The sequence below is a fragment of the Modestobacter marinus genome (assembly GCF_019799945.1).
Lineage (GTDB): Bacteria > Actinomycetota > Actinomycetes > Mycobacteriales > Geodermatophilaceae > Modestobacter > Modestobacter marinus_B.
In genome coordinates, this window is the sequence record NZ_JABGCH010000003.1 from 153,710 (window position 1) to 180,708 (window position 26,999).

The window sequence follows — 26,999 nt, forward strand, 5'->3', positions numbered from 1 at the left end:
GTCGCCGACGAGCGCGAGGGAGACCGAGCGCAGTGGGGCGGCAGCAGTGCGGACGTGGCTCAGTTGGTAGAGCATCACCTTGCCAAGGTGAGGGTCGCGGGTTCGAATCCCGTCGTCCGCTCGGAACTCCCGGGCGCTCGGTCGCGAGACCGGCGCCCGGCGTGCGGTGGAGTGGCCGAGAGGCGAGGCAACGGCCTGCAAAGCCGTGTACACGGGTTCAAATCCCGTCTCCACCTCGGCGCCACCCCAGTGGTGAGTCGACGGGGGAGGCGGTCCGGCGCAAGCCGGGACGGGCGATTGGCGCAGTGGTAGCGCGCTTCCCTGACACGGAAGAGGTCACTGGTTCGAACCCAGTATCGCCCACCATCCGAGAGCCCCAGGTCACCGACCTGGGGCTCTCGTCGTCGGGCCCCGCCGGGCCGTCCGGCCGCGCGTCGTGAGCAGCAGGCCACCGGCGACCGCCACCTCGACGAGGACGAGGACGAGCCAGTAGAGACCCCGGTCCGGCTCGTCGACCAGCGGCAGGACCGAGGCCATCGACAGGTTGGCGAACAGGTGGCAGGTCATCGGCACCAGGACGCTCCCGCCGGTCCGGTCGTACAGCCACGACAGGATGACCTGGAGCGCGAGGACGCCGAAGACGTAGTCGTACCAGGGGATCGTGCCGAGCAGGACCAGTGGGGTGTGCCACACCATCCGGATCAGCCCGGCGACCAGCAGCACCAGCAGCGGAGGTCCCACCACCCGGTCGCGCAGGCGTCGGAGGAGGTAGCCGAGCCATCCGGGCTCCTCCCACTGGCCGCCCAGCAGCACCAGCGGGATCCAGATGCCCACCAGGGTGCCCACCGAGAGCACGGTTCCGGGGTCGGCCATCCCGACCCCGATGGCCGCGCTCACGGCCAGCGCCGCACCGTGCACCACGAGGAAGATGCCGGCTGCGACGAGGTGCCACTGGCAGCCCACCCGCCACCTGCTCAGCTGCGCCCAGAGCCCGGAGATGCCACGTCGCCCTGACACTCCCGCGAGCACCAGCAGTGCCGCGAGCATCGGCCCGTGCGGCAGCAGCCCACCGTCGGCGACGGGGATGAACACCCAGCTCACCGCCATGGTCACCAGGACGAATACGGTCACCTGGTGACGCGCCAGCGCCCGCGACAGCGCGTTCCTGGACCGGTTCCGGCCGGGGGCGGCGGACGCCGCACCGGGGACTGCGGGCGCCGCGCCGGGGGCCTGGTCCTGCTGGGGGTCGGGAGCGACGCGGCGCGCGTTCATGAGCGACTCCGGTGTACGGCGCAGACCTGTGCGGGTGCGGGGCGTCGGCGGGGGTGGACGCGCGGAGCCTCCCCGCCGTCCGGGGGGCCCTGCACCACCCCCCGCACCGTTCCACCAGGGGTGGCCGGCACGCGGCGGCCCCGGGTGACCGACCTGGGGCCGCCTCGTACCGGGGACGATCAGCCGACCGGGACCCCGTCGGCCGCGGCCCGCAGCGCCGCCACGTCGAGCTTGCGCATGCCGAGCATCGCCTGCATGGCCCGCTGGGCGCGCGCGGGGTCGGGATCGGCGAAGAGCTCGTCCATCCCCTCCGGGATGACCTGCCAGCTGAGGCCGTACCTGTCCTTGAGCCAGCCGCACTGGCTCTCCTCTCCCCCGTCGCCGACCAGCCGGTCCCACAGCCGGTCGACCTCCGCCTGGTCGGCACAGTTCACCTGCAGCGACACCGCCTCGGTGAACGGGAACTGCGGCCCGCCGTTGATGCCGACCAGCCGCATGCCGGCGACCTCGAACTCCACGGTCATCACCTCGCCGGTCGGTCCGGGCGCCCCGTCGGGATAGCGGGCGACGGAGATGACCCGTCCCTCGCCGAAGACGTCGATGTAGTACTGCGCCGCCTCCTCGGCCTGGGTGTCGAACCACAGGTTCGGGACGATCTTCTGCGCCACGGCGGGACTCCTCTGCTCCGGCGGACCGGTCGTCCACCCCTGCACCCGAGACCGCCGCCGCGGCCGGAACTCATCGGCGCGGTGGTCAGGGCAGCGTGGGCGCCACGCGCTCGGTCCAGAAGCGGTCGACCTGCGCCGCCAGGTGCTCCCGGTCGCCGTCGTTGGACAGCACGACGTCGGCCACCGCCCGCCGCTGCGCGTCCGTCGCCTGGCTGGCGATGCGGGCCCGGGCGTCCTCCTCGGCCAGGCCCCGGCCCACCAGCCGGCGCACGCGGATCTCGGGATCGGCCTCGACGACCAGCACGAGGTCGTAGGAGCGCGCCTGGCCGGTCTCCACGAGCAGGGGGACGTCCTGGACGACGACGGCGTCCGCCGGGGCCGCCGCGACCAGCTCAGCGGCCCGGGCACGCACCAGGGGGTGCACGATCCCGTCCAGCCGGGCCCGGGCGGCCGGGTCGGCGAAGACGACGCCCGCGAGCGCGGGCCGGTCCAGGGCGCCGTCGGCGGTGAGCACCCCCGGCCCGAAGGCCTCGGCGACCGCGGCCAGCCCCGGCGTGCCCGGTTCCACCACCTCCCGGGCGATTCGGTCGGCGTCGACGACGACGGCCCCGCGCTCGGCGAGCAGCGCGGCCACCGTGCTCTTGCCCGATCCGATGCCACCGGTCAGCCCGATCCTCAGCACCGGCCGACCCTATGGCCCGCGCACCGGCCGACCACGCCCTGTGCGGGGCGCGGGTCTCGGGAAGGTCACGGCGGCCCGGCGCCCGGCGCGTCGCTCCAGTCACAGCCGTCCCACGACTTACGTTCTGTCCCGGCGGACTTCCCCCGTCACAGCAGAGAGGCAGAACCATGTCCCGCACCACGCTCGACAGCGTCCCGTCGGTCTCCGGCTCCCCCGCGCGCGGGCGGCACCGGATCGAGACCCCCGGCGGCGTCCGGTGCTCGGACCTGCCCGGCGTGCGCGAGCGCCTCCCCCAGCGGCGGACTGCGACCGCGCTCCTGCGCGCCCTGCTGCCCAGCGTGTCAGCCGGCCGGCACACCTGGGACGCCCTGGTCAACGCCGGCGGTCGCCCCCGCACGGCCTTCGCGATCATCCTCAGCCTCTGAGAGCCTCCCGGCGCGTCGCGCCGGCACCCGGGGAAGCAGACGACCCCGTCGACCGATGGTCGGCGGGGTCGTCCGCGTCCGCGGCCCATCAGTGCCCGGAGACGACCGTGCGCCGCCCACCCCGGAGGGTGGACGGCGCACGGTCAGGTGCTGCGGCTCAGCCGAGCCGGGGGATCACTCGCCGCCGGCGAGCTTCGCCCGCAGGGCCGCCAGCGCCTCGTCCGAGGCGAGGGTGCCACCGGTCGAGGCGGTCTCGCTCTCGGGCTCGGCGGCGCTGGAGTAGCTGCCGCCGGCCGCGGCCTCGGCGTCGGCCTCCTTGGCGGCCGCGATCTGCTTGCGGTGCGCCTCGAAGCGGGCCTGGGCCTCGGCGTACTGCCGCTCCCACGTCTCGCGGGCCTCGTCGTAGCCCTCGAGCCACTCCCCGGTCTCGGGGTCGAAGCCCTCCGGGTAGATGTAGTTGCCCTGGTCGTCGTACGAGGCGGCCATGCCGTAGGCGGCCGGGTCGAACTGGTCCTCGTCGCCGACGACGCCCTCGTTGGCCTGCTTGAGGGACAGCGAGATGCGGCGGCGGTCCAGGTCGATGTCGATGACCTTGACCAGGATCTCGTCGCCGACCTGCACGACCTGCTCCGGGATCTCCACGTGGCGCTCGGCCAGCTCGGAGATGTGGACCAGGCCCTCGATGCCCTCGTCGACGCGGACGAACGCACCGAAGGGCACCAGCTTGGTGACCTTGCCCGGCACGACCTGACCGATCTGGTGGGTGCGGGCGAACTGACGCCACGGGTCCTCCTGCGTCGCCTTCAACGACAGGGAGACCCGCTCACGGTCCAGGTCGACGTCGAGGACCTCGACGGTGACCTCCTGGCCCACCTCGACGACCTCGGACGGGTGGTCGATGTGCTTCCAGGACAGCTCGGAGACGTGCACCAGGCCGTCGACGCCACCGAGGTCCACGAAGGCACCGAAGTTGACGATCGAGGAGACGACGCCGGTCCGGACCTGGCCCTTGGCCAGCTTGTTGAGGAACTCGCTGCGGACCTCGGACTGGGTCTGCTCCAGCCACTGGCGCCGGGAGAGGACGACGTTGTTGCGGTTCTTGTCCAGCTCGATGATCTTCGCCTCGAGCTCGCGGCCCACGTAGGGCTGCAGGTCGCGGACGCGTCGCATCTCGACCAGCGAGGCGGGGAGGAACCCGCGCAGGCCGATGTCGAGGATGAGGCCGCCCTTGACGACCTCGATGACGGTTCCGGTGACGACCTCGTCGGCTTCCTTCTTGGCCTCGATCGTGCCCCAGGCGCGCTCGTACTGCGCGCGCTTCTTGGACAGGATCAGCCGGCCTTCCTTGTCCTCCTTCTGGAGGACGAGGGCTTCCACCTCGTCGCCGACGTTGACGACCTCGGTCGGGTCGACGTCGTGCTTGATGGACAGCTCACGCGAGGGGATGACGCCCTCGGTCTTGTAGCCGATGTCCAGCAGCACCTCGTCCCGGTCGACCTTGACGATCACGCCTTCGACGATGTCGCCGTCGTTGAAGTACTTGATGGTCTGGTCGATCGCGGCGAGGAAGTCCTCGGCGGTGCCGATGTCGTTCACCGCGATCTGGGGGGTGCTGTCGGGACGGACCTGGGTGGAGGTCATGTGGTCGAGTGCTCCGGACGGGGGATGCGCAGGGACAGGGAACCGCGGTCGAGGCGACCGCGGGGAGGTTCACGGGAGAGGACGACGGGACACCCTCCCGGACGGGGGGCGGCACCACAGACCTCTGGCGTGATCTCCCATCGTACGGGGGTGGGCAGGGTGGGTCCACCACGGGTCCGGGCGGTGCCGGGATCCGCGGCGTGTCACGATCGGCGCGCCATGGACCCCATCGCCCGCGGCCCCGCCCGGGGTCTCCCCCTCGCCGCCGACGGGTACCCCGCGGCCGGCGGGGTCACGCGCCGTCCGGCCGGTCCCGCGGAATCAGCCCGCGCCAACCGCGGCTGGTGGGACGCCGCCGCCCCGGCGTACCTCGCCGAGCACGGCCACGACCTGGGGGACGCGGACTTCCTGTGGTGCCCGGAGGGGCTGCGGGAGGCCGACGCGCACCTGCTCGGCGACGTGGCCGGACGGCGGGTGCTGGAGATCGGCTGCGGATCGGCCCCCTGCTCCCGCTGGCTGCGCCGGGCCGGCGCGCACCCGGTCGCGCTGGACGTCTCCGGCGGGATGCTGGCCCGCGCGGCCGAGCTGAACCGGGCGACCGGCATCGACGTCCCGCTCGTGCAGGCCGACGCCGGCGCCCTGCCGCTCACCGACGCCGGCGTGGACCTCGCCTGCTCGGCCTTCGGTGGGCTCCCGTTCGTCGCCGACGCCCGCGCGGTCCTCGCCGAGGTCGCCCGGGTGCTGCGGCCGGGCGGCCGGTTCGTCGCCTCGGTGAACCACCCGGTGCGCTGGGCGCTGCCCGACTCCCCCGACCCCGCCGACCTGCGGGTCGTCGGGTCCTACTTCGACCGCCGGCCCTACGTGGAGACCGAGGAGGAGGGCCGGACGGTGTACGTCGAGCACCACCGCACGGTCGGCGACTGGGTGCGCGCCGTCGTCGGCGCCGGCTTCGCGCTCACCGACCTGCTCGAACCGGAGTGGACGCCGGGCCGCACCGAGACCTGGGGGCAGTGGTCACCCGAGCGCGGCGCGCTCGTGCCGGGCACCCTGGTCCTGGTCTGCGACCTGCCGGGCTGAGAGGCTGACCAGGTGGACGACGCCGTCCGGGCCGGCCTGTCCGGCGCCGCCGACACTGCTCTGGTCGTGCCCGTCCCGGAGGCCGAGCCGGTGATCGGCACCCACCGGCGGCAGTTCGACGTCGCCGCGGTGTGGGGCCTGCCGCCGCACGTGGTCGTCCTCTACCCGTTCGTGTCGCCGGGGCAGGTGGACGACCTGGTGTGCCGCCGGCTGGCCGAGGTCCTCGCCGGGCAGCCGGCCTTCGACTGCACGTTCACCGAGACCGCCTGGTTCGGCCAGGACGAGGTGCTGTGGTTGCGCCCGGACCCCGAGGAGCCGTTCCGCCTGCTGACCCGCGCCGTCCACGCGACCTTCCCCGACCACCCGCCGTACCGGGGCGCGCACGGTGATCCGCAGCCGCACCTGAGCATCGGCACGCGACGGCTCGGCGACCTGGCGGGCCTGCGGGCGGCCGAGGAGGAGGTGCGCCGGCATCTGCCGGTCACCACCCGCGTGGACCGGGTCGCGCTGATGGCCGGCCGCCGGGACCCGGGGTCCTGGCGGTTGGCCACCACCTTCCCGCTCGGCGGCGCTCCGGACTGAAACCGCCCCGATGCAGGGACCCGGGGCGAGCGTGCGAGCCGCGCGGCATCGGGGTCCTCGTTCAGTGCGCGGCGGCGTTCCAGCTGGCCCCGAAGCCGACCGACACCTCGAGCGGCACCGACAGCTGCGCCGCCCCGGCCATCTCCCGGCGGACCAGGGCCTCCAGCGCGTCGTGCTCACCGGGGGCCACCTCGAGCACGAGTTCGTCGTGCACCTGCAGCAGCATCCGCGAGCGCAGCCCCGCGGCCTCGATGGCCTTCTCGACGTCGAGCATGGCGACCTTGATGACGTCGGCGGCCGACCCCTGGATCGGGGCGTTGAGCGCCATCCGCTCGGCCATCTCCCGGCGCTGCCGGTTGTCGCTGGTGAGGTCCGGCAGGTACCGGCGCCGGCCGAGCGTGGTCTCGGTGTAGCCGGTCTGCCGCGCGTCGTCGACCACGCCGTCCAGGTAGTCCCGGATGCCACCGAACCGCTCGAAGTACGCGTGCATCTGCGCGCGGGCCTCCTCCGGGGTGATCCGCAGCTGCTGGGACAGCCCGTAGGCCGACAGCCCGTAGGCCAGCCCGTAGCTCATCGCCTTGATCCGCCGGCGCATCTCCGCGTCGACCTGCTCGATCGGGATGTTGAACGCCCGCGACGCCACGAACGAGTGCAGGTCCTCCCCGGACGTGAAGGCCTCGATGAGCCCGGCGTCCTCGGACAGGTGGGCCATGATCCGCATCTCGATCTGGCTGTAGTCCGCCGTCATCAGCGACTCGAAGCCCTGCCCGACGACGAACGCCTGCCGGATCCGCCGGCCCTCGGCGCTGCGGATCGGGATGTTCTGCAGGTTCGGGTCCGTGGACGACAGCCGGCCGGTGGCCGCGATCGTCTGCTGGAACGTGGTGTGGATCCGGCCGGCGTCGTCGACCATCGGGATCAGCCCGTCGATGACCGTGCGCAGCCGGGTGACGTCGCGGTGCCGCAGCAGGTGATCCAGGAACGGGTGCCCGGTCTGCGCCAGCAGGGACGTGAGCGCCTCGGCGTCGGTGGTGTAGCCGCTCTTGATCTTCTTGGTCTTGGGCAGGCCCAGCTCCTCGAAGAGCACCACTTGCAGCTGCTTGGGGGAGCCGAGGTTGATCTCCTTGCCGATGACCGCGTACGCCTCCTGGGCGGCGTCGGCGACCTCCGCGGCGAACTCCTTCTGCAGCTCGTGCAGGAACTCGAGGTCGGCGGCGATGCCGCGGTGCTCCATCGCCGCGAGCACCCGGGTCAGGGGCAGCTCGATGCCGCCGAGCAGGTGGTCCCCACCCTTCTGGCCGAGCACCTGCTCCAGGGCGTCGGCCAGGTCGTTGACCGCAACGGCCTTGAGGACGTCGGCCTTGGCGGCCTCCTGCGCGACGTCGTCCTCGCTCGGGCCCAGCCCGTCCAGCGCGAGCTGCTCCTCCGGCGCGGCGGCGTCCTTGAGCTCCCGGCGCAGGTAGCGCACCGCCAGGTCGCCGAGGTCGAAGGACCGCTGCCCCGGCAGCGCCAGGTAGGCGGCCAGCGCGGTGTCGCTGACCACGCCCTGCAGGTCCCAGCCGCGGGCCCAGACCGCCAGCAAAGGGCCCTTGACGTCGTGGACGACCTTCTGCGTGCCCGGGTCGGCCAGCCACGCCGCGAGCGCCTGCTCGTCGGCCGTGTCGAGGGCGGGACCGAGGTCGACGAAGGTGGCGTGGTCGTTGGCCGCGGCCAGCGCGAGGCCGGTCAGCTCACCGGTGCCGCGCCCCCAGGTGCCCCGGAACACGACGCCGGTGGAGCCGGTGGCGGCGTGGGCAGCCAGCCAGTCCCCCAGCCCCCCGGCGGGCACCTCGTCGACCGTGACGTCGAAGCCGCCCTCGACCTCGGGCTCGGCGCTGGTGAGCGTGGCGAACAGCCGGTCGCGGAGCACCCGGAACTGCAGGTTGTCGAAGAGCGTGTGCACCTCGTTGCGGTCCCAGGGCTGGACTCCGAGGTCGTCCGGACCGACCTCCAGCGGCACCGCCCGGTCCAGCTCGGTGAGCCGGCGGTTCTGCAGCACCGAGGACAGGTGCTCCCGCAGCTTCTCCCCGACCTTGCCCTTGACCGTGTCGACCTGGTCGACCAGGGCGTCGAGCGAGCCGTACTCCCGCACCCACTTGGCCGCGGTCTTCTCCCCGACGCTCGGGATGCTGGGCAGGTTGTCGCTCGGGTCACCGCGCAGCGCGGCGAAGTCGGGGTACTGCACCGGGGTCAGGCCGTACTTGGTCTCCACCTCCTCCGGGGTGAACCGGGTCAGGTCGGAGACGCCCTTGCGCGGATACAGCACGGTGACGTGCTCGTTGACCAGCTGCAGGGCGTCCCGGTCGCCGGTGCAGATCAGCACGTCCATGCCCCGCTCGACCGCCTGCACGGTCAGCGTGGCGATCACGTCGTCGGCCTCGTAACCCTCGGCGGTGATCACCGGCACGTGCAGCGCGCCGAGGACCTCCTGGATGAGGCTCACCTGGCCGCGGAAGTCGGTGGGGCTCTCGGACCGGTTGGCCTTGTATTCGGCGTAGATCTCGCTGCGGAACGTCTTGCGCCCCACGTCGAAGGCGACCGCCAGGTGGCTGGGCTGCTCGTCCCGCAGGACGTTGATCAGCATCGAGGTGAAGCCGTAGACCGCGTTGGTCGGCTGGCCCGTCGTGGTGGAGAAGTTCTCCACCGGCAGGGCGAAGAACGCCCGGTAGGCCAGCGAGTGGCCGTCGAGCAGCAGCAGCCGCGAGCGGGTGCCCGGAGCTGTGCCGGAGGACGGCGGGGCGACGGGTGCGGGCGCTGAGGTGCTGACCGGTGCGGACATCGACTCGATCCTAGAAGGACCCCGCTGCCCGCCGACCCTCGCACGCTCGGGCCGGGCCCCTGCAGCGGGGCCGTTACCGTCCCGCGGGTGACGCACACGCGACCCGACTGGCTGCCGGCCGACACGCAGGGCCCGCTCGACGACAAGCTGGGCATCCGGATCACCGAGTGGGACCCCGAGCGGGTCGTCGCCACCATGCCGGTGAGCGGCAACGAGCAGCCCTTCGGTCTGCTGCACGGCGGGGCGACCTGCGCGCTCGCGGAGAGCATCGGGTCCTGGGCGGCGATGCTGCACGCCGGCCCGGGCGGCTCGGTGGTCGGGATCGAGCTGAACGCCAGCTACCTGCGGGCGGCCACCTCCGGGGACGTCACCGCGGTCTGCACACCGGTGCGGCGGGGACGGACCCTCGCGACCTATCTGATCGAGGTCTCCGACGACGCCGGCCGGCCCACCGCGAGCGCCCGGCTGACCTGTCTGATCCGCCCGGCGCGGAAGCACTGACGCCCCGTCCGGTGGGTCCCCCGGTCGGGTCGCGGCACATCGGCGTGTCGCAGATGTGTCACGGCACGTCACAGCAGGTCGTCCGACGTAACCAGGCTGGGCTACTGTCCCCGCTCAACCTACGGCTGGAGGTCGAGTGACGCACGCGCCCCACCGTGCCCGCGAGCACGGGGCACGCAGCAGCGCCGAGCAGGGCCAGGGAGCACCGCCCCGCGGGCTGCGCACCTGGCGCGCCTGGCGCACGGGACGACGTCCCCTCGTCCTCGCGCTCCTGGTGGCTGCCATCGCCATGGCGCTGGCCACCCTCGTCCCCGGGGTCGCCTCCGCCGAGGGCGAGCGGCTGGTGGGCACGCTGCAGACCAGCCGCAGCGGCCCCATCGAGGGCGTCGAGATCACCGTCGAGACCGCCGACGGCGACGCGGTCGACTCGGTGGAGACCGACGAGGACGGCCGGTTCGCCGTCGACCTGCCGGGCCCCGGCCAGTACAGCATCAGCCTGGACGAGGACGCGCTGCCCGAGGGCGTCGAGCTCGGCACCGCCGGCGCGACCCGTGAGGTGACCGTCGACCTCGGCCGGTCGCAGCCGGTCAACTTTGGCCTCGTCGACGGCAGCAGCGGCGCGGGCGGTGGCACCGTCCGGGCCGTCCAGCTGCTGGTCGACGGGCTGCGGTTCGGGCTGCTGATCGCGGTCTGCGCCGTCGGCCTGTCCCTGATCTTCGGCACCACGGGCCTGACCAACTTCGCCCACGGCGAGCTGGTCACGATCGGCGCGATCATCGCCTGGTACATCAACGTCCGTGGCGGCGTCCCGCTGATCCCGGCCACGATCATCGCGATGGTCGTCGGCGCGGCGGTCGGCGCGCTCAACGAGCGGGGCATCTGGCGGCCGCTGCGCAAGCGCGGCACCGGGCTGATCGCCGCGCTGGTGGTCTCGATCGGCCTGTCGCTGCTGCTGCGCTACGCGATCCAGATCGTCTACGGCGGCTTCTCCAATCCCTACGGGGACTACCAGAGCCAGCGAGCGGTCAACTACGGCGTGTTCACGATGACCAACCGGGCGCTGGCCTCGATCGTCATCTCGATCGTGGTGCTCGTAGCCGTCGCGCTGATGCTGCAGCGCACCAAGATCGGCAAGGCCATGCGCGCGGTCGCCGACAACCGGGACCTCGCCGCCTCCTCCGGCATCGACGTCAACCGGGTGATCCTCGTCGTCTGGATGATGGGCGGCGCGCTGGCCACCCTCGGCGGCGTGCTGCTCGGCCTGTCCGACCAGGTGCAGTGGGACATGGGCTTCCGCCTGCTGCTCCTGATGTTCGCCGGCGTCACCCTCGGTGGCCTGGGCACCGCCTACGGCGCCCTGGTCGGCAGCGTGATCGTCGGTGTGTTCGTGCAGATGTCCACGCTCGTCATCCCGGACGACATGAAGTACGTCGGAGGCCTGCTCCTCTTGATCGTCATCCTCGTGATCCGCCCCCAGGGCATCCTGGGCAGCCGGGCCCGGATCGGCTGACCGCCATGGCCGACCTCCTCAACGCGTTCGCGATCGCCGGCAAGGCGTTCTTCGGCTTCCAGGCGATCTTCTTCGCCCTGCTCGCGATCGGGATCAACGTCCACTTCGGCTACACCGGGCTGCTCAACTTCGGGCAGATCGCGTTCGCCATGCTCGGCGGCTTCGGCATCGCCATCTCGGTCAGCCAGTGGGGCCTGAACTTCTGGCTGGGCGTGGTGATCGGCCTGGTCTCCGCCGTCGTGCTCGCCCTGCTGCTCGGTCTGCCGACCCTGCGGCTGCGGGCGGACTACCTGGCGATCGTGACCATCGCGACGGCGGAGGGACTCAGGCTCGTCTTCCGGTCGGTCTCCGCGACCCCCGTCACCGGGGGCACCCGCGGCCTGTCGGCCTTCAACGGCAGCTTCATCGACCTCGCCCCGTGGGAAACCCAGACCCGGCACCGGGTCCTCGGCACCAGCTGGAGCGGCGGAGAGCTGTGGGTCGCGCTGGTCGGGTGGTCGCTGGTGGCCCTGACCAGCCTGCTGGTGTGGCAGCTCATGCGCAGCCCGTGGGGGCGGGTGGTCAAGGCCATCCGGGAGGACGAGGACGCCGTCCGGGCGCTCGGCAAGAACGTCTACGCCTACAAGATGCAGGCCCTGGTGCTGGGCGGGATCTTCGGCGCCCTCGGCGGGATGATCTACGCGATCGGCACCGGGTCGGCGATCCCCGACCAGTACCAGAACGCGAACACCTTCTTGGCGTACGCGGCGCTGATCCTCGGCGGTGCCGCCCGGGTGCTCGGCCCGGTCCTCGGGTCGATGCTCCTGCTCTTCATCCTGCAGTTCGCCGACACCCTGCTGCGCGCGCTGATCGAGAACGGCGTGATCCCCGAGGGGCTGCTCTCCTCCACCGACGTCGCGCAGATCCGCTTCGTGCTGGTGGGCATCGGGCTCATGCTGTTGCTGGTGTTCCGACCGCAGGGCATCTTCGGTGACCGACGAGAGGTGATGCTCGATGCCCGCTGACCCGAGCGCTCAGGGCTCCCACGCCGCCGGCTCGGAGGAGATCGCGGCGGCGCGGCAGGCCGGCCAGCACCGCGCCGCCCCGCAGCGGCTGGCCCAGGCCGCCCTCAAGGACCTCCCGTGGGAGGTCGGCGTCGCCAAGCCGGATGCGGCGGTGGTGCTCGACGGCGTCACCCGCACGTTCGGTGGCCTCACCGCCGTGTCGGTCGACCACCTGGAGATCCAGCGCGGCGGCATCACCGGCCTGATCGGGCCGAACGGCGCGGGCAAGACCACGCTGTTCAACCTGCTCACCGGGTTCGACCAGCCCAACACCGGCACCTGGTCCTTCGACGGGCGCGATCTGGGCAAGCTCTCCCCGCACCAGGTCGCCCGGCTCGGTGTCGTGCGCACCTTCCAGCTCACCAAGGCGCTGTCCCGGCTCACCGTGCTGCAGAACATGCTGCTCGGCGCCCAGGGCCAACGCGGCGAGAGCTTCCTGCGGGCGCTGCTCCCCGGCATCTGGCGAGCCCAGGAGAAGGCCAACACCGAGAAGGCGATGGACCTGCTCCAGCGGTTCAAGCTCGACGCCAAGAAGGACGACTTCGCCGGCACCCTGTCCGGCGGGCAGCGCAAGCTGCTGGAGATGGCCCGGGCGCTGATGAGCGACCCGAAGGTCGTCATGCTCGACGAGCCGATGGCCGGGGTGAACCCGGCCCTGACGCAGAGCCTGCTCGGGCACGTCAAGGACCTCCGCGAGGAGGGCATGACGGTGATCTTCGTCGAGCACGACATGGACGTCGTCCGCGACATCAGCGACTGGGTCGTCGTCATGGCCGCGGGCAAGGTGATCGCCGAGGGCCCGCCGGAGTCGATCTCCCAGAACCAGGCCGTCGTCGACGCCTATCTCGGCGCCCACCACGACGCCCCGCTCACGGTCGAGGAGGAGGACCGGGTGCTGGCCGAGGTGCAGGCCGAGATCGCCCTGGAGGAGAGCGGCACGTCGTCGAGCTCTGGCGTGATCAACAGCGAGGGGACGAGCCGATGAGCGAGCCGGTGTTCGAGGTCGACGAGACCGGCGAGGGTGTCACCCGTGCGCAGGTGGTCGCCGGAGGGGAGCTCTCCCCCGCGGAGAAGGCGGCCACCCGGGAGGAGCACCTCCGGCTGGCCGAGGGTGCGCTGGTGCGCGCCGACGACCTGGTCGCCGGCTACGTGCCCGGGGTGAACATCCTGCGGGGCTGTGACTTCTACCTGCAGGACGGCGAGCTGGTCGGGATCATCGGCCCGAACGGCGCCGGGAAGTCCACCCTGCTGAAGACGCTGTTCGGGCTCATCCCGGTGCGCTCGGGCAACGTCACCCTGCGCGGCGAGGACATCACCTCGGCCCCCGCCCACCGGCTGGTGCAGCTCGGGGTCGGCTACGTGCCGCAGAACAACAACGTGTTCCCCTCGCTCACCATCGAGGAGAACATGCAGATGGGCGTCTACCTGCGGCCGAAGTCGTTCAAGGAGCGGTTCGACTACGTCATCGACCTGTTCCCGCTGCTCGGCGAGCGCCGCAAGGGCAAGGCCGGGTCGCTGTCCGGCGGCGAGCGGCAGATGGTCGCGATGGGCCGGGCGCTGATGATGGACCCGTCGGTGCTGCTGCTCGACGAGCCGTCGGCCGGTCTGTCGCCGGCCTACCAGGACGAGGTGTTCATCCGCTGCCGGCGGATCAACGCCACCGGCGTCTCGATCATCATGGTCGAGCAGAACGCCCGCCGGTGCCTGCAGATCTGCGACCGCGGCTACGTGCTCGACCAGGGCCGCAACGCCTACACCGACACCGGCGAGTCGCTGATGAACGACCCGAAGGTGATCGAGCTGTACCTGGGGACGCTGGCCAAGACCCGCTGAGCCGCTCCCCCACCGACGGCGCCGGACCCCACTGGTCCGGCGCCGTTCGTCGTCCCCGAGGACGACGCCGGGCGGCCGCCCCTGCGCGCCCCCGGACGGCCCAGCTTCCTCCCGTCGACCCTGGTGGGGCCGGCACAACCCCTCCGGAACGGCACAGCGCCCCTCCTGCCGGAGCAGGAGGGGCGCTGTGCGGGTGGGTGCGGGTCAGCGCGTCAGCGCTGGGGGCCCACGCCCTGTGAGTTGAGGCTCTGCAGGATCCGCGAGGACTCCTCGAACCCGATCACGACGATGGCGTCGGGGTTGAAGTCCACCATCTGCTGGACCTCGGAGTCGAAGTTCGCCGCCTGCGGGTCGTAGATGATGTCGCGGATCGAGTCCTCGGGCAGGCCGTCGGAGATCAGGTTGTTCTTGGTGTTCTCCGCGAGACCGGTGCCGTACGGGTCGTTGAGCGCGAGGATGCCGACGGTGTTGTTGCCGTCCGCGCCGATCAGGTCGGCCAGCGCCCGGGCCTGCAGGGTGTCCGGCGGGGCGGTCCGGAAGTACAGACCCTTGTCGTCGTAGGTGGTGAACGTGTCCGAGGTGTTCGCCGGGGAGAACTGCAGGACACCCGCACCGACGATGCGGTCGATGACGGTGAGGCTGACGCCCGAGGACGCCGCACCGATGATCGCGTTGACGCCGGACTGCAGCAGGCGGTCCACGGTCTGGGTGGCGGTGTCGGTGGAGGCGTCGCCGGAGTCACCGGTCACCAGCGCGACGGGGGCGCCGAAGACGCCGCCGGCCGCGTTGACCTCGTTGATCGCCAGCTGGACACCGGCGACCTCGGGCGGGCCGAGGAAGGCCAGGTTGCCGGTCTCCGGCAGCAGGGTGCCGATGGTCAGCGTCTGACCGGCGCCGCCACCGGCCGGAGCCGGGGGCGGGCTGGGCTCGCTGGAGGCGTTGGCCTCGTCACCCGCGATGACGAACTCGGTCAGCGAGTCGTCGATCTGGTTGTCCTCGCCGAACTGCTGCAGGCCGAAGCTGGCCTGGGCCGGCTCGCCGGCCTCGGTGAAGCTCAGCGGCCCGGTGACGCCGTCGTAGTCGACGTCCCCGCCGGCCTGGAGGATCGTCAGGCAGGCGCCGTAGTCGGTGCACTTCTCGCCACCGGCGGTCATGCCGTTGACGTACGGCGCGAAGACGGTCGCCTGGTTGGTGCCGGCGGCGGTCGCCGCCAGGGCGGTGATGACGACGGCGTCGTAGGACTCGCCCGAGTAGTTGAAGTCCTGCAGGTCCGGGTTGACGGCCAGCAGGCGGTCGCGGAAGTCCCCGGACAGCTCGGTCAGCGGCAGCGTGCCCTTCATGCCGGCCAGGGCACCCGGCTCGGTGAAGTCCGCGCCGAGCGCGTTCCCCATGTTGCCGTCGGTGCCGTAGATGTTGACCTGCTTCTCGGCGCTCGCGTCGCCGCCGGAGTCGCCACTGCTGGTGTCGTCGCCGCCGCCACCACAGGCGGTCAGCGCGAGCAGGGCGGCGCCGGAGAGCGCGATCGCGCGGGCGGTGGTGCCAGTGCGCATCAAGGAACTCCCAGTCGATGAGGACGATGCCCGGCCCTCCGACAGGCTCCATGGCCTGTCGGCTGGCCGATCAGTTGAGAGAACCTAACCGCGCGGCGCTGGTCTGGGACCCGCATTGATCAGACCGTGACGAGGTCGTGACCTGATCCACTCGCCCGCGGCACGGCGCCCGGGGCGTCGTCCGGCGCCCGGGGACGGCGACGGACGCCGGACCCGCGGTGTCCGCAGTCGGCGGCCGTCCCTGACGGACGTGCCGGTCAGGAGGTGGGTGGGCCGCTCGCCGCGGCCGCGTCGCCGGCCTCCTCGGTGGCCAGGATCGCCTCGGCGAGCGCGCGCATTGAGGTGCGCTCGTTCATCGCCGTGCGCTGGATGAAGCGGAAGGCCTCGGCCTCGGTCATGCCCTGCTCGGCCATCAGCCGGCCCTTGGCCTTCTCGACGACCTTGCGCGCCTCGAGCCGCTCCTTGAGGTCGGTGACCTCGGCGTCGAGGGCCGTCATCTCCTGGAAACGGCCGACGGCGACCTCGATCGCCGGGACCAGGTCGTTCTTGGAGAACGGCTTGACCAGGTAGGCCATCGCGCCGGCGTCCCGCGCCCGCTCGACGAGTTCACGCTGGCTGAAGGCGGTGAGGACGATGACCGGCGCGAGCCGGCCCGCGGCGATCTGCTCGGCCGCGGCGAGCCCGTCGAGCACGGGCATCTGCACGTCGACGATGACCAGGTCCGGACGCAGCGCCTGCGCCTGATCGACGGCCGCCTGCCCGTCCCCGACCTCGGCAACGACCAGGTACCCCTCCTCCTCCAGCATCTCCTTGAGGTCGAGGCGGATGAGCGCCTCGTCCTCGGCGATGAGGACACGGGTCGGGTCGCTGCTCACGACGCTGATCCTATCGGCCGGGGGCGTCCTGCCACCGCCCGCTAGGGTGCACTGCACCACGTCCGGTGGGCCCCCGTACCCCAATCGGCAGAGGGAGCGGATTCAAAACCCGCACAGTGTCCGTTCGAGTCGGACCGGGGGCACGAAGTGAGTCCAGGACGAACTGCAGCGATTCACAACCCGCACAGTGTCCGTTCGAGTCGGACCGGGGGCACGAAGTGACAGGTCCCGGGGCCGCCTAAGTTGGCTCCCGTGAGCGACCACCAGGCGAGCCTGCACATGACGCCCGACGAGTTCCGCCAGCACGGCCACGAGGTGGTCGACTGGATCGCCGACTACTGGTCCCGCATCGAGTCCTTCCCGGTCCGATCGCAGGTCTCCCCCGGCGACGTCCGCGCTGCCCTCCCGCCGCGGGCCCCCGAGCAGGGCGAGCCGTTCTCCGCCGTCCTGGCCGACCTGGACCGCCTCGTCCTGCCCGGCATCACCCACTGGCAGCACCCCGGCTTCTTCGGCTACTTCCCGGCGAACACCTCCGGCCCCTCCGTCCTGGGCGACCTGGTCTCCGCCGGGCTCGGCGTGCAGGGGATGTCCTGGGTGACCAGTCCGGCGGCCACCGAGCTCGAGCAGCACGTCATGGACTGGTGCGCGGACCTGCTGGGCCTGCCGGAGTCCTTCCGCTCGACCGGCACCGGCGGCGGCGTCGTCCAGGACTCCAGCTCCGGCGCCAACCTGGTGGCCCTGCTGGCCGCCCTGCACCGGACCGCCAAGGGCGCGACGCTCCGGCACGGCGTCCTCCCCGACGAGTACACCGTCTACGTCTCCGCGCAGACGCACAGCTCCATGGAGAAGGCCGTGCGGATCGCCGGCCTCGGCACCGGCGCCATCCGGGTCGTCGAGGTCGACGACGACCTCGCGATGAGCCCCAGCGCGCTGCTCGCCCGGCTGGAGCGGGACGTCGCCCGCGGGTTCACCCCCGTCCTCGTCTGCGCGACGGTGGGGACGACGTCGACGACGGCGATCGACCCGCTGGCCGAGCTCGGCCCGATCTGCCGGCGCTTCGACGTGTGGCTGCACGTGGACGCCGCCTACGCCGGGATCAGCGCGGTGGCCCCGGAGCTGCGCGAGCTGCAGGCCGGCGTCGAGTGGGCCGACAGCTACACCACCGACGCGCACAAGTGGCTGCTGACCGGCTTCGACGCCACGCTCTTCTGGGTCGCCGACCGCGCCGCCCTCACCGGGGCGCTGTCGATCCTCCCCGAGTACCTGCGCAACGCCCAGACCGACGCCGGCGCGGTCGTCGACTACCGCGACTGGCAGATCGAGCTCGGCCGGCGGTTCCGTGCGCTGAAGCTGTGGTTCGTGCTGCGCTGGTACGGCGCGGAGGGGCTGCGCGAGCACGTGCGCGGGCACGTCGCACTGGCCCAGGAGCTCGCCGCGTGGGCCGCGGCCGACGAGCGGTTCGACGTCGTCGCCCCGCACCCGCTCGCGCTGGTCTGCCTGAAGCCGCGGTGGCCCGAGGACGTGGACGCCGACGTCGCGACCATGACCCTGCTGGACCGGCTCAACGACGGCGGCGAGGTGTTCCTGACCCACACGACCGTCGGCGGCGCCGCGGTGCTGCGGGTGGCCATCGGGTCGCCGCTGACCACCCGCGCGCACGTCGAGCGCGTCTGGGCGCTGCTCGCCGAGGGGCACGACTGGCTGGCCGACGACTTCGCCGAGCAGGCCCGGGAGCGTCGGGAGGCCGAGCGCCGGGCGCGGGAGGACGCCGAGCGCGCGGCGGAGGCAGCGCGCGCGGCGGAGGCAGCGCGCGCGGCGGAGGCAGCGCGCGCGGCGGAGGCGGAGCGCGCGGCGGAGGCGGAGCGCGCGGCCCAGGCCGAGCCCTCCCCCACGGTGGACACCCCCGCCGCGCAGGACGAGACCGCGGAGCAGGCCGCCGTCCAGGCGGGGCCCACCGCGGAGGCCACCTCAGCCGAGTGACCGGATGAGCCCCTCCTGGGCGACCGACGCCACGTGCGTGCCGTCGCCAGCCCAGATCTGCCCGAAGCACAGCGCGCGGCCGCTGGCGGCGGCGGGGCTGTCGGTCTCGTACAGGAACCACTCGTCGGCGCGCACGGGGCGGTGGAACCAGACGGCGTGGTCGAGGCTCGCGCCGACGACCGACCCGCCCCAGCCCCCGCCGATCCGGGTGAGGCCGGCCGAGAGCAGGGTCAGGTCGCTGACGAAGGTCAGCGCCGCCGCGTGCACCTGGTCGTCGTCGGGGAGCTTGCCGGCGACCCGGAACCACGCCCGGAAGGCGGTGTCCGGCGGGGTCCGCGGCTCGGGGTCGTACGGGTCGCGCAGATAGCGCGACTCCACCGCCCGGTTGAGCGCGCGGGCCCCCCGGTCCCGGTCGGGGTGCGCGGCGAGCACCTCGGCCAGACCCGGCAGGCCCTCCGGTCCGGGGACCTCGGGCATCGGCAGGGAGTGCTCCACCACCGCCCGCTCCCCCGCGGTGAAGTCGGCGGTCAGCGCGAAGATGGCGACGTCCTCGCCGTCGCGCGTCTGGTGCGCGAGCACCCGCCGGGTCGTGAACGAGCGCCCGTCCCGGATCCGCTCGACGACGTAGCGGATCTCCTCCTGCGGATCGCCGGGCCGCAGGAAGTACGAGTGCAGCGAGTGCACCTGCCGGTCACCCGGCACCGTGGCGTTGGCCGCGCTCAGCGCCTGCGCGGCGACCTGGCCGCCGAAGATCCGCTGCAGCGGGGTCCGCGGGGTGGTGCCGACGAACAGCCCCGGCGACCGCTCCTCGAGGTCGAGGACGTGCATCAGCTCCGCGGCGGGGGTCGGCTCTGCCCCCGGCGCCGGCTCAGCCGACGTCACGCCGGCGTCCCCACCTCGTGCACCCGGACCAGGTTGGTCGACCCGGCGGTGTTCGGCGGGCTGCCGGCCACGACGACGACCTGGTCGCCCTCGCGCAGCCGCCCGATCGACAGCAGCGAGAAGTCGACCTGCCCCACCATGTCGTCGGTGTGCGAGACCTCCGGGACCAGGAACGTCTCGACGCCCCAGCTCAGCGCCAGCCGGCTGCGCACCCGCGGGTCGGTGGTGAAGGCGAGGATCGGCAGCCGGGTGTGCAGCGCCGCCAGCCGGTGCGCGGTCTTGCCGGTCAGGGTGAACGCCGCGAGCGCCGCGACGTCGAGGGTCTCCCCGATGTCCTTGGCGGCCCGCACGATCGCGCCGGCCCGGTGGCGGGAGGGGCGCACCAGCTGCGGCACGTGGACCTCCTCGTCCTCGACGGCGGCGATGATCCGCTCCATCGTGCGCACCGCGCCGATCGGGTACTTCCCGACCGAGGTCTCGCCGGACAGCATCACCGCGTCGGCGCCGTCCAGGACGGCGTTGGCGACGTCGGAGGCCTCCGCGCGGGTGGGCCGGGAGTTCTCGATCATGGACTCGAGCATCTGGGTGGCCACGATGACCGGCTTGTTGCGCTCGCGGGCGGCCTGCACCGCGCGCTTCTGCACGAGCGGCACCTGCTCCAGGGCCAGTTCCACACCGAGGTCACCGCGGGCGACCATGATCCCGTCGAAGGCCTCGACGATCGCGTCGAGGTTCTCGACCGCCTCGGGCTTCTCCAGCTTGGCGATGACCGGGACCTCGACGTCCTCCTGGCGCATGATCTCGCGCACCAGCTCGACGTCCCGCGGCGAGCGGACGAAGGACAGCGCGATGAAGTCCACGCCCAGGGAGAGCGCGAAGCGCAGGTCCTCGGCGTCCTTCTCCGACAGCGCCGGGACGCTGACGGCGACGCCGGGCAGCGACAGCCCCTTGTTGTTCGAGACCGCCCCGCCCTCGAGGACGACGCACCAGACGTCGGGCCCGTCCACCTCGGCCACGGTGAGCGCCAGCTTCCCGTCGTCGATGAGCAGCCGGTCACCGACCCGGGCGTCGTTGGCCAGGTTCTTGTAGGTCGTGGAGACCCGCTCCGCGGTGCCCTCGACGTCGTCCACGGTGATGCAGATCCGGGCGCCGGTCGGCCACTCGACCGGGCCCTCGGTGAACGTGCCGAGCCGGATCTTCGGACCCTGGAGGTCGGCCAGGATGGCCACGGCGCGGCCGACCTTGTCCGAGGCGTCCCGCACCATCTGGTACGAGGCCTTGTGGTCGGCGTGCTTCCCGTGGCTGAAGTTCAGCCGGGCGACGTCCATCCCGGCGGCGACGAGCGCGGCAACCTGCTCAGGGGTGCCGGTCGCCGGCCCCAACGTACAGACGATCTTGGCACGGCGAGACATGCCCTGAAAACTAGTCGCCCCTCCGGGGGGCACGTCGGACGGGGTCCGTCGTGCCCCCCGGAGGGGCGCAGTCGTCCCAGACGTCTGGGACGGTGGGTCAGCGCAGCGGGACGGCGGTGGGCGTCACCGGACGCGGCAGCATCGAGTTGCCGGTGAGCCAGCTGTCGACCGCCCCGGCAGCCGCCCGGCCCTCGGCGATCGCCCACACGATGAGCGACTGGCCGCGGCCCATGTCCCCGGCCACGAACACGCCGGGCACCGTGGACATGTACTCGGTGTCCCGGGCGACCATGCCCCGGTCGGTGAGCTTGCAGCCGAGCCCCTCGACCAGGCCGCTGGTCTGCGGCCCGGTGTAGCCCAGCGCGAGCAGCACCAGGTCGGCGGGCAGCTCCCGGGTGGTGCCGGGCACCGACTCCCGCCTGCCGTCGACCAGCCGGACGTCGGAGACCTGGAGGGCCCGCACCCGGCCGTGCTCGTCGCCGATGAAGGCGTCGGTGTTGACGGCGAACAGCCGCTCGCCGCCCTCCTCGTGCGCCGGGGAGACCCGCAGGATCATCTCGTAGGTCGGCCACGGGTTGTCCTGCGGGCGGCTGCCCGGCGCCGGCGGCTTGTAGTCCAGCTGGGCCACCGACGCGGCGCCCTGCCGGTGGGCGGTGCCCAGGCAGTCCGCGCCGGTGTCACCGCCGCCGATGATCACGACGTGCTTGCCGGCGGCGTCGATCGGCGGCTCGTCGATCTCGCCGAGGGCCTGCAGGTTGCCCCCGGGCAGGTACTCCATGGCGAAGTGCACGCCGTCGAGGTCGCGGCCGGGCAGCGGCAGGTCGCGGCCGACCGGGGTGCCGATCGCCAGGACGACGGCGTCGAACTCGCCGCGCAGCTGCTCCACGGAGATGTCGTCCGGTCCGCTGCCGCCGACGTCCACCCCGGCCACGAACCGGGTGCCCTCGGCGCGCATCTGGTCCAGCCGCCGGTCCAGGTGGCGCTTCTCCATCTTGAACTCGGGGATGCCGTAGCGGAGCAGGCCGCCGATCCGGTCGTCCCGCTCGTAGACGGTCACCTCGTGCCCGGCCCGGGTCAGCTGCTGCGCGGCGGCCAGCCCGGCCGGCCCCGAGCCGATCACGGCGACCTTCCGCCCGGTCAGCTCCGCCGGCGGCTGCGGGGTCACCCAGCCGTTGAGGAACGCCTGGTCGATGATCTCCCACTCGATCTGCTTGATCGTGACCGGTGCGTCGTCCAGGTTGAGCACGCACGCGGACTCGCACGGCGCCGGACACAGCTTCCCGGTGAACTCCGGGAAGTTGTTGGTCGCGTGCAGCCGCTCGATCGCCTCCTGCCAGTCCTCCCGGCGGGCGAGGTCGTTCCACTCCGGGATCAGGTTGCCCAGCGGGCAGCCGTGGTGGCAGAACGGGATGCCGCAGTCCATGCAGCGCGCGGCCTGCTCGCGCAGCGCGGAGACGGGGAAGACGGCGTCCTCACCGGTGTCCCGGTTAAGGTACACCTCCTTCCAGTCCAGCAGCCGCAGCTCCACGGGCCGCCGCGGCGGCATCTGCCGGTCGAACTTCAGGAACCCGGTCTGGTCAACCACGGGCTGCCTCCATCACTGCTCGGTCCACGTCGGTGCCGGCGGCCTCGGCGGCCCGCTGGGCCTCCATGGCCCGCCGGTAGTCACGCGGCATGATCACGCTGAAGCGCTCGGACCACCGGCCCCAGTCGGCGAGCAGGCTCGCCGCCACGGCCGAGTCGGTGGCCTTCCGGTAGCGGACGAGGACGTCGCGCAGCCACTGGGAGCTCGGGCCGTCCAGGGCCTCGACGTCCACCAGCTCGCCGTTGACCCGGTGCCGGGCCAGGTCCAGCACGTAGGCCACGCCACCGGACATGCCAGCGGCGATGTTGCGGCCGGTGGGACCGAGGATGACCGCCTGGCCGCCGGTCATGTACTCCAGGGCGTGGTCGCCGACGCCCTCGACGACGGCCAGCGCGCCCGAGTTGCGCACGCAGAACCGCTCGCCGACCCGACCGCGCAGGAAGACCTCGCCGCGGGTGGCGCCGTAGCCGATCACGTTGCCGGCGATGACGTTGTCCTCGGCCGCGAAGCCCGCCTCCGGCGCGGGCCGGACGACGATCCGCCCGCCGGACAGGCCCTTGCCGACGTAGTCGTTGGCGTCGCCGAGCAGGGTCATCGTGATGCCCGGGGGCAGGAAGGCGCCGAAGGACTGGCCGGCCGACCCGGTGAAGGTCAGGTCGATCGTGCCCTCGGGCAGCCCCTCGCCGCCGAAGCGCCGGGTGACCATCGAGCCGAGCATCGTGCCGACGGTGCGGTTGACGTTGCGGACCGGCAGCTCCAGCGACACCGGCCGCGCGTCCAGCAGCGCGCCCTCGCACAGCTGGATCAGCGTCTGGTCCAGCGCGGCGTCCAGGCCGTGGTCCTGCTCCTTCACCTGCCGCAGCGAGGCACCCTCGGGCAGGTCCGGCACGGCCAGGACCGGCGCCAGGTCCAGCCCCGCGGCCTTCCAGTGGCCGACGGCCGGCTCGATGTCCAGCAGCTCGGCGTGGCCGACGGCCTCGTCGAGGGTCCGGAAGCCGAGCTCGGCCAGGAACTCGCGGACCTGCTGGGCGAGGAACTCGAAGAAGGTGACGACGAACTCGGGCTTGCCGGTGAATCGCTTGCGCAGCTCCGGGTTCTGGGTGGCCACGCCGACCGGACAGGTGTCCAGGTGGCAGACCCGCATCATCACGCAACCCTCGACGACCAGCGGCGCGGTGGCGAAACCGAACTCCTCGGCGCCGAGCAGCGCCGCGACGATCACGTCCCGGCCGGTCTTCATCTGCCCGTCGACCTGCACGACGATCCGGTCGCGCAGCCCGTTGGCCAGCAGCGTCTGCTGCGTCTCGGCCAGCCCGATCTCCCACGGCGTGCCCGCGTGCTTCAGCGAGGTCAGCGCGGCGGCGCCGGTGCCGCCGTCGTGGCCGGACACCAGGACGACGTCGGCCTTGGCCTTGCTGACCCCGGCCGCGACCGTGCCGATGCCGGACTCGGAGACCAGCTTGACGTGGATCCGCGCCTGGTCGTTGGCGTTCTTCAGGTCGTGGATGAGCTGCTTGAGGTCCTCGATCGAGTAGATGTCGTGGTGCGGCGGCGGGCTGATCAGCCCCACGCCCGGCGTCGAGTGCCGGGTGCGCGCCACCCACGGGTACACCTTGCTGCCGGGCAGCTGGCCGCCCTCGCCGGGCTTGGCGCCCTGCGCCATCTTGATCTGGATGTCGTCGGCGTTGACCAGGTACTCGCTGGTGACGCCGAACCGGCCGCTGGCCACCTGCTTGATCGAGGACCGCCGCAGGTCACCGTTCGGGTCGGCGGTGAACCGGTCGGGGTCCTCCCCGCCCTCACCCGTGTTGGACCGGCCGCCGAGCCGGTTCATCGCGATCGCCAGGGTCTCGTGGGCCTCGGCGGAGATCGAGCCGTAGCTCATCGCGCCGGTCTGGAACCGCTTGACGATCTCGCTGATCGGCTCGACCTCGTCGAGCGGGACGGCGGGACGCTCGCCGGTCTTGAGCCGGAACATGCCGCGCAGCGTCGCCGCCTCCGCGGACAGGCCGTCGACGGTGTCGGTGTAGCGCTGGAAGACCTCGTACTGCCGGGACCGGGTGGCGTGCTGCAGCAGGAACACCGTCTCCGGGTTGAACAGGTGCACCTCGCCCTCGCGGCGCCACTGGTACTCCCCGCCGGTCTCCAGCCGGCGGTGCGCCCGCTCGGTGGGGTTCTGCGGGTAGGCCCGGCGGTGCCGCATCACCACCTCCTCGGCGAGCACGTCGAGGCCGACGCCGTCGAGGGTCGCGGAGGTGCCGGTGAAGTACTCGTCGACGAGGGCCTTGGACAGGCCGACCGTCTCGAAGATCTGCGCCATGGTGTACGAGCCGACGGTGCTGATGCCCATCTTGCTCATCACCTTGAGCACGCCCTTGCCCAGCGCCTTGACCACGTTGCGGACGGCCTGGGCGGGCTGCACGCCGGTGAGCGTGCCGGTGCGGATGAGGTCCTCGACGCTCTCGAAGGCCAGGTACGGGTTGACCGCGGCCGCGCCGTAGCCGAGCAGCAGCGCGACGTGGTGCACCTCGCGGCAGTCGCCGGACTCGACGACCAGGCCGACCTCCATCCGGGTGCGCTCGCGCACCAGGTGGTGGTGGACGGCGGCGGTCATCAGCAGCGACGGGATCGGCGCGCGCTTCTCGTCGCAGTCGCGGTCGGACAGCACGATGACCCGGGCGCCGGCCTTGATCGCCTTGCTGACCTTGGTGCGCAGGTCGGTGAGCGCCTGTTCCAGCGCCGGGCCGCCGCCGTTGACGTCGAAGTGGCCGGTGATCCGGACGGCGGCGAAACCGGGCAGGTCACCGTCGTCGTCGATGTGCAGGATCTTGGCCAGCTCGTCGTTGTCGATGACCGGGAACGGCAGGAACACCTGCCGGCAGGACGCCGGGGCCGCGCTCAGCAGGTTCTGCTCCGGGCCGAAGGTGCGCCCGAGGCTGGTGACCAGCTCCTCGCGGATGGCGTCCAGCGGCGGGTTCGTCACCTGGGCGAACAGCTGGGTGAAGTAGTCGAACAGCGGCCGGGAGCGGTCCGACAGCGCCGCGACGGGGGTGTCGGTGCCCATCGAGCCGATCGGCTCGGCACCGGCGGCCGCCATCGGCTGCACCAGCAGGCGCAGCTCCTCCTCGGTGTAGCCGAACAGCAGCTGCCGGCGGACGACGGACTCGTGGCTGGGCCGGGCCCGCCGCCGCTCGGGCAGCTGGGGCAGGTGCACCAGGCCCGCGTGCAGCCAGTCGCCGTAGGGCTCGGTGGTCGCCAGCGCCCCCTTGACCTCCTCGTCGGAGACGATGCGGCCCGCGGCGGTGTCCACGAGGAACATCCGCCCCGGCTGCAGCCGGCCCTTGGCGACCACGTCGGAGGCCGGGATGTCCAGGACGCCGGCCTCGCTGGCCAGCACGACCAGGTCGTCCTTGGTGCGCCACCAGCGGCCAGGCCGCAGGCCGTTGCGGTCGAGCACCGCGCCGATCAGCGTGCCGTCGGTGAACGCGACGCAGGCCGGCCCGTCCCAGGGCTCCATGATCGCGGCGTGGAACCGGTAGAAGGCCCGGCGGGCCGGGTCCATCTCGTCGTGGTTCTCCCACGCCTCGGGGATCATCATCAGCACCGAGTGCGGCAGCGACCGACCCGACAGGTGCAGCAGCTCCAGCACCTCGTCGAAGGTCGCCGAGTCGCTGAAGTCACCGGCGGTGACCGGGAAGATCCGCTCGAGCCCGAGCTCGCTGGCCGGGCCGGCCGGGCCGTCGAACAGCTCGGTCTCGAGCTTGGCCTCGCGGGCCCGCATCCGGTTGCGGTTGCCCTTGATGGTGTTGATCTCGCCGTTGTGCGCGATGAAGCGGAACGGGTGGGCCAGCGGCCAGCTCGGGAAGGTGTTGGTCGAGAACCGGCTGTGCACCAGCGCGATCGCGGACTCGTAGCGCTCGTCCTGCAGGTCCGGGAAGAAGGCGGGCAGCTGGTCGGTGGTCAGCATGCCCTTGTAGGTGATCGTCCGGGACGACAGCGAGGTGATGTAACAGCTGGAGCCGGCGTCCCGGGCGGCCCGCTCGACCCGCTTGCGCAGCACGAACGAGCGGCGCTCCAGGCGGGTGACGCCGTTCGGGGCGACCACGCCACCGAACGCCGTCCGGTCGGCCCGGCCGCCGATCGTCTCGGCGACGAACAGCTGGGCGAAGTGCGGCATGACCGCCCGCGCGGTGGGGCCGAGGTCCGCGCCCTCGGGGTCGACGGGCAGCTCGCGCCAGCCGAGGACGGTGAGGCCCTCCTCGGCGGCCAGCTGGGCCACCCGGTCGACGACGGAGGCCCGCTCGGCCTCGTCGGCCGGCAGGAAGGCGATGCCCACGGCGTACTCGCCCAGCGGGGGGAGGTCGAAGTCGACGCTCGCCCGCAGCAGCGTGTCGGGCACCTGGGTGAGGATGCCCGCGCCGTCGCCGGAGTTCGGCTCGGAGCCCGCGGCACCGCGGTGGTCGAGGTTGTGCAGGGCGGTGAGCCCGGCGGCGACGATGGCCCGCGAGCGCCGACCCTGGGCGTCGGCGACGAACGCGACGCCACAGGCGTCGTGCTCGCGGGCCGGGTCGTAGAGGCCCTGCGCGGTGGGCAGGGCGGAGAACGGCACGGGGACCGCGGGGGCGGCGTGCTGGACCGGAGTGGGCACGGCGAGGTCAGACAT

20 protein-coding genes and 4 tRNA genes are annotated in these 26,999 nt (G+C 72.5%); 13 read left to right on the forward strand and 11 right to left on the reverse strand.

The window, feature by feature from the left end:
• Positions 1-48 precede the first annotated feature (48 nt).
• The 3 genes from HK417_RS04275 to HK417_RS04285 all read left to right on the forward strand — a co-directional run bounded on the left by HK417_RS04275 (position 49) and on the right by HK417_RS04285 (position 366).
• Positions 49-121: transfer RNA gene (locus tag HK417_RS04275), tRNA-Gly, on the forward strand.
• 44 nt (positions 122-165) lie between these two features.
• A tRNA-Cys gene (locus HK417_RS04280) sits at positions 166-236 on the forward strand.
• 55 nt (positions 237-291) lie between these two features.
• Positions 292-366 (forward strand) — tRNA-Val (locus HK417_RS04285).
• 15 nt (positions 367-381) lie between these two features.
• Here HK417_RS04285 and HK417_RS04290 read toward each other — a convergent pair.
• From HK417_RS04290 to coaE, 3 genes are all read right to left on the reverse strand, one after another.
• On the reverse strand, positions 382-1,272 hold the full coding sequence (locus tag HK417_RS04290; protein ID WP_222263692.1) for a CPBP family intramembrane glutamic endopeptidase: 891 nt from the start codon (positions 1,270-1,272) through the stop codon (positions 382-384).
• Positions 1,273-1,451: 179 nt separating this feature from the next.
• The gene (locus HK417_RS04295) at positions 1,452-1,940 is read right to left on the reverse strand and encodes a VOC family protein (RefSeq protein WP_222263695.1); all 489 of its coding nucleotides are present in this window, start codon (positions 1,938-1,940) and stop codon (positions 1,452-1,454) included.
• 85 nt (positions 1,941-2,025) lie between these two features.
• Positions 2,026-2,622, reverse strand: coding sequence for a dephospho-CoA kinase (gene coaE / locus HK417_RS04300; RefSeq protein ID WP_222263698.1), 597 nt, complete (start codon positions 2,620-2,622; stop codon positions 2,026-2,028).
• 167 nt (positions 2,623-2,789) lie between these two features.
• Between coaE and HK417_RS04305 the strand changes: the two genes are divergently transcribed.
• Positions 2,790-3,047 carry a hypothetical protein gene (locus tag HK417_RS04305; RefSeq protein ID WP_222263701.1) on the forward strand — a complete coding sequence of 86 codons (258 nt, stop codon included), beginning with the start codon at positions 2,790-2,792 and terminating at the stop codon, positions 3,045-3,047.
• Positions 3,048-3,221: 174 nt separating this feature from the next.
• On the opposite strand, the gene rpsA is transcribed toward HK417_RS04305, so the two are convergent.
• Entirely contained in the window at positions 3,222-4,688 is a 1,467-nt protein-coding gene (gene rpsA / locus HK417_RS04310) for a 30S ribosomal protein S1 (RefSeq protein ID WP_222263704.1), read from the reverse strand.
• Positions 4,689-4,907: 219 nt separating this feature from the next.
• Between rpsA and HK417_RS04315 the strand changes: the two genes are divergently transcribed.
• Together HK417_RS04315 and HK417_RS04320 are read left to right on the forward strand one after the other, a co-directional pair.
• The gene (locus HK417_RS04315) at positions 4,908-5,765 is read left to right on the forward strand and encodes a class I SAM-dependent methyltransferase (RefSeq protein ID WP_222263707.1); all 858 of its coding nucleotides are present in this window, start codon (positions 4,908-4,910) and stop codon (positions 5,763-5,765) included.
• Between the two features lie 12 nt (positions 5,766-5,777).
• Entirely contained in the window at positions 5,778-6,347 is a 570-nt protein-coding gene (locus tag HK417_RS04320) for a 2'-5' RNA ligase family protein (protein WP_222263710.1), read from the forward strand.
• Positions 6,348-6,408: 61 nt separating this feature from the next.
• Here the strand turns inward: HK417_RS04320 and polA are convergent, their stop codons facing one another.
• Positions 6,409-9,165 (reverse strand): DNA polymerase I, encoded by a 2,757-nt coding sequence (gene polA, locus HK417_RS04325; RefSeq protein ID WP_222263713.1) that lies wholly within the window; start codon positions 9,163-9,165, stop codon positions 6,409-6,411.
• 87 nt (positions 9,166-9,252) lie between these two features.
• Here polA and HK417_RS04330 point away from each other — a divergent pair, with 87 nt between their 5' ends.
• From HK417_RS04330 to HK417_RS04350, 5 genes are all read left to right on the forward strand, one after another.
• Positions 9,253-9,666 (forward strand): PaaI family thioesterase, encoded by a 414-nt coding sequence (locus HK417_RS04330; protein WP_222263715.1) that lies wholly within the window; start codon positions 9,253-9,255, stop codon positions 9,664-9,666.
• Between the two features lie 136 nt (positions 9,667-9,802).
• Positions 9,803-11,176, forward strand: coding sequence for a branched-chain amino acid ABC transporter permease (locus tag HK417_RS04335; RefSeq protein ID WP_308123361.1), 1,374 nt, complete (start codon positions 9,803-9,805; stop codon positions 11,174-11,176).
• 5 nt (positions 11,177-11,181) lie between these two features.
• Positions 11,182-12,180, forward strand: coding sequence for a branched-chain amino acid ABC transporter permease (locus HK417_RS04340; RefSeq protein ID WP_222263717.1), 999 nt, complete (start codon positions 11,182-11,184; stop codon positions 12,178-12,180).
• Positions 12,170-13,204, forward strand: coding sequence for an ABC transporter ATP-binding protein (locus HK417_RS04345; RefSeq protein ID WP_222263719.1), 1,035 nt, complete (start codon positions 12,170-12,172; stop codon positions 13,202-13,204). The genes HK417_RS04340 and HK417_RS04345 overlap by 11 nt, the downstream gene beginning before the upstream one ends.
• A complete protein-coding gene (locus HK417_RS04350; protein ID WP_222263721.1) occupies positions 13,201-14,052 on the forward strand; it encodes an ABC transporter ATP-binding protein in 852 nt (283 codons plus the stop codon). The genes HK417_RS04345 and HK417_RS04350 overlap by 4 nt, the downstream gene beginning before the upstream one ends.
• 212 nt (positions 14,053-14,264) lie before the next feature.
• On the opposite strand, the gene HK417_RS04355 is transcribed toward HK417_RS04350, so the two are convergent.
• Together HK417_RS04355 and HK417_RS04360 are read right to left on the reverse strand one after the other, a co-directional pair.
• Complete coding sequence (locus HK417_RS04355; RefSeq protein WP_222263723.1) at positions 14,265-15,602, reverse strand: ABC transporter substrate-binding protein; 1,338 nt, start codon at positions 15,600-15,602, stop codon at positions 14,265-14,267.
• A 257-nt stretch (positions 15,603-15,859) separates the two neighbouring features.
• Positions 15,860-16,477, reverse strand: a complete 618-nt coding sequence (locus HK417_RS04360) for an ANTAR domain-containing response regulator (RefSeq protein WP_222263725.1) — start codon at positions 16,475-16,477, stop codon at positions 15,860-15,862.
• Between the two features lie 69 nt (positions 16,478-16,546).
• Here HK417_RS04360 and HK417_RS04365 point away from each other — a divergent pair.
• Together HK417_RS04365 and HK417_RS04370 are read left to right on the forward strand one after the other, a co-directional pair.
• Positions 16,547-16,620 (forward strand) — tRNA-Leu (locus tag HK417_RS04365).
• Between the two features lie 109 nt (positions 16,621-16,729).
• The gene (locus tag HK417_RS04370; RefSeq protein ID WP_308123362.1) at positions 16,730-18,457 is read left to right on the forward strand and encodes a pyridoxal-dependent decarboxylase; all 1,728 of its coding nucleotides are present in this window, start codon (positions 16,730-16,732) and stop codon (positions 18,455-18,457) included.
• On the opposite strand, the gene HK417_RS04375 is transcribed toward HK417_RS04370, so the two are convergent.
• The 4 genes from HK417_RS04375 to gltB all read right to left on the reverse strand — a co-directional run bounded on the left by HK417_RS04375 (position 18,446) and on the right by gltB (position 26,999).
• A complete protein-coding gene (locus HK417_RS04375; RefSeq protein WP_308123363.1) occupies positions 18,446-19,339 on the reverse strand; it encodes an acyl-CoA thioesterase in 894 nt (297 codons plus the stop codon). The genes HK417_RS04370 and HK417_RS04375 overlap by 12 nt on opposite strands.
• A complete protein-coding gene (pyk, locus tag HK417_RS04380) occupies positions 19,336-20,751 on the reverse strand; it encodes a pyruvate kinase (RefSeq protein ID WP_222263727.1) in 1,416 nt (471 codons plus the stop codon). Before pyk ends, HK417_RS04375 begins: the two co-directional genes overlap by 4 nt.
• Positions 20,752-20,848: 97 nt before the next feature.
• Positions 20,849-22,336 (reverse strand): glutamate synthase subunit beta, encoded by a 1,488-nt coding sequence (locus HK417_RS04385; RefSeq protein WP_222263728.1) that lies wholly within the window; start codon positions 22,334-22,336, stop codon positions 20,849-20,851.
• Positions 22,329-26,999, reverse strand: coding sequence for a glutamate synthase large subunit (gltB, locus tag HK417_RS04390; RefSeq protein WP_261325829.1), 4,671 nt, complete (start codon positions 26,997-26,999; stop codon positions 22,329-22,331). The genes HK417_RS04385 and gltB overlap by 8 nt, the downstream gene beginning before the upstream one ends.

What these genes read in the sequence shown, in the direction of transcription:
- HK417_RS04290 (WP_222263692.1), bottom strand. Translation starts at nt 1,272, where the DNA reads ATGAACGCGCGCCGCGTCGCTCCCGACCCCCAGCAGGACCAGGCCCCC.
- HK417_RS04305 (WP_222263701.1), top strand. Translation starts at nt 2,790, where the DNA reads ATGTCCCGCACCACGCTCGACAGCGTCCCGTCGGTCTCCGGCTCCCCC.
- rpsA (WP_222263704.1), bottom strand. Translation starts at nt 4,688, where the DNA reads ATGACCTCCACCCAGGTCCGTCCCGACAGCACCCCCCAGATCGCGGTG.
- HK417_RS04315 (WP_222263707.1), top strand. Translation starts at nt 4,908, where the DNA reads ATGGACCCCATCGCCCGCGGCCCCGCCCGGGGTCTCCCCCTCGCCGCC.
- polA (WP_222263713.1), bottom strand. Translation starts at nt 9,165, where the DNA reads ATGTCCGCACCGGTCAGCACCTCAGCGCCCGCACCCGTCGCCCCGCCG.
- HK417_RS04340 (WP_222263717.1), top strand. Translation starts at nt 11,182, where the DNA reads ATGGCCGACCTCCTCAACGCGTTCGCGATCGCCGGCAAGGCGTTCTTC.
- HK417_RS04345 (WP_222263719.1), top strand. Translation starts at nt 12,170, where the DNA reads ATGCCCGCTGACCCGAGCGCTCAGGGCTCCCACGCCGCCGGCTCGGAG.
- HK417_RS04350 (WP_222263721.1), top strand. Translation starts at nt 13,201, where the DNA reads ATGAGCGAGCCGGTGTTCGAGGTCGACGAGACCGGCGAGGGTGTCACC.
- HK417_RS04355 (WP_222263723.1), bottom strand. Translation starts at nt 15,602, where the DNA reads ATGCGCACTGGCACCACCGCCCGCGCGATCGCGCTCTCCGGCGCCGCC.
- pyk (WP_222263727.1), bottom strand. Translation starts at nt 20,751, where the DNA reads ATGTCTCGCCGTGCCAAGATCGTCTGTACGTTGGGGCCGGCGACCGGC.
- gltB (WP_261325829.1), bottom strand. Translation starts at nt 26,999, where the DNA reads ATGTCTGACCTCGCCGTGCCCACTCCGGTCCAGCACGCCGCCCCCGCG.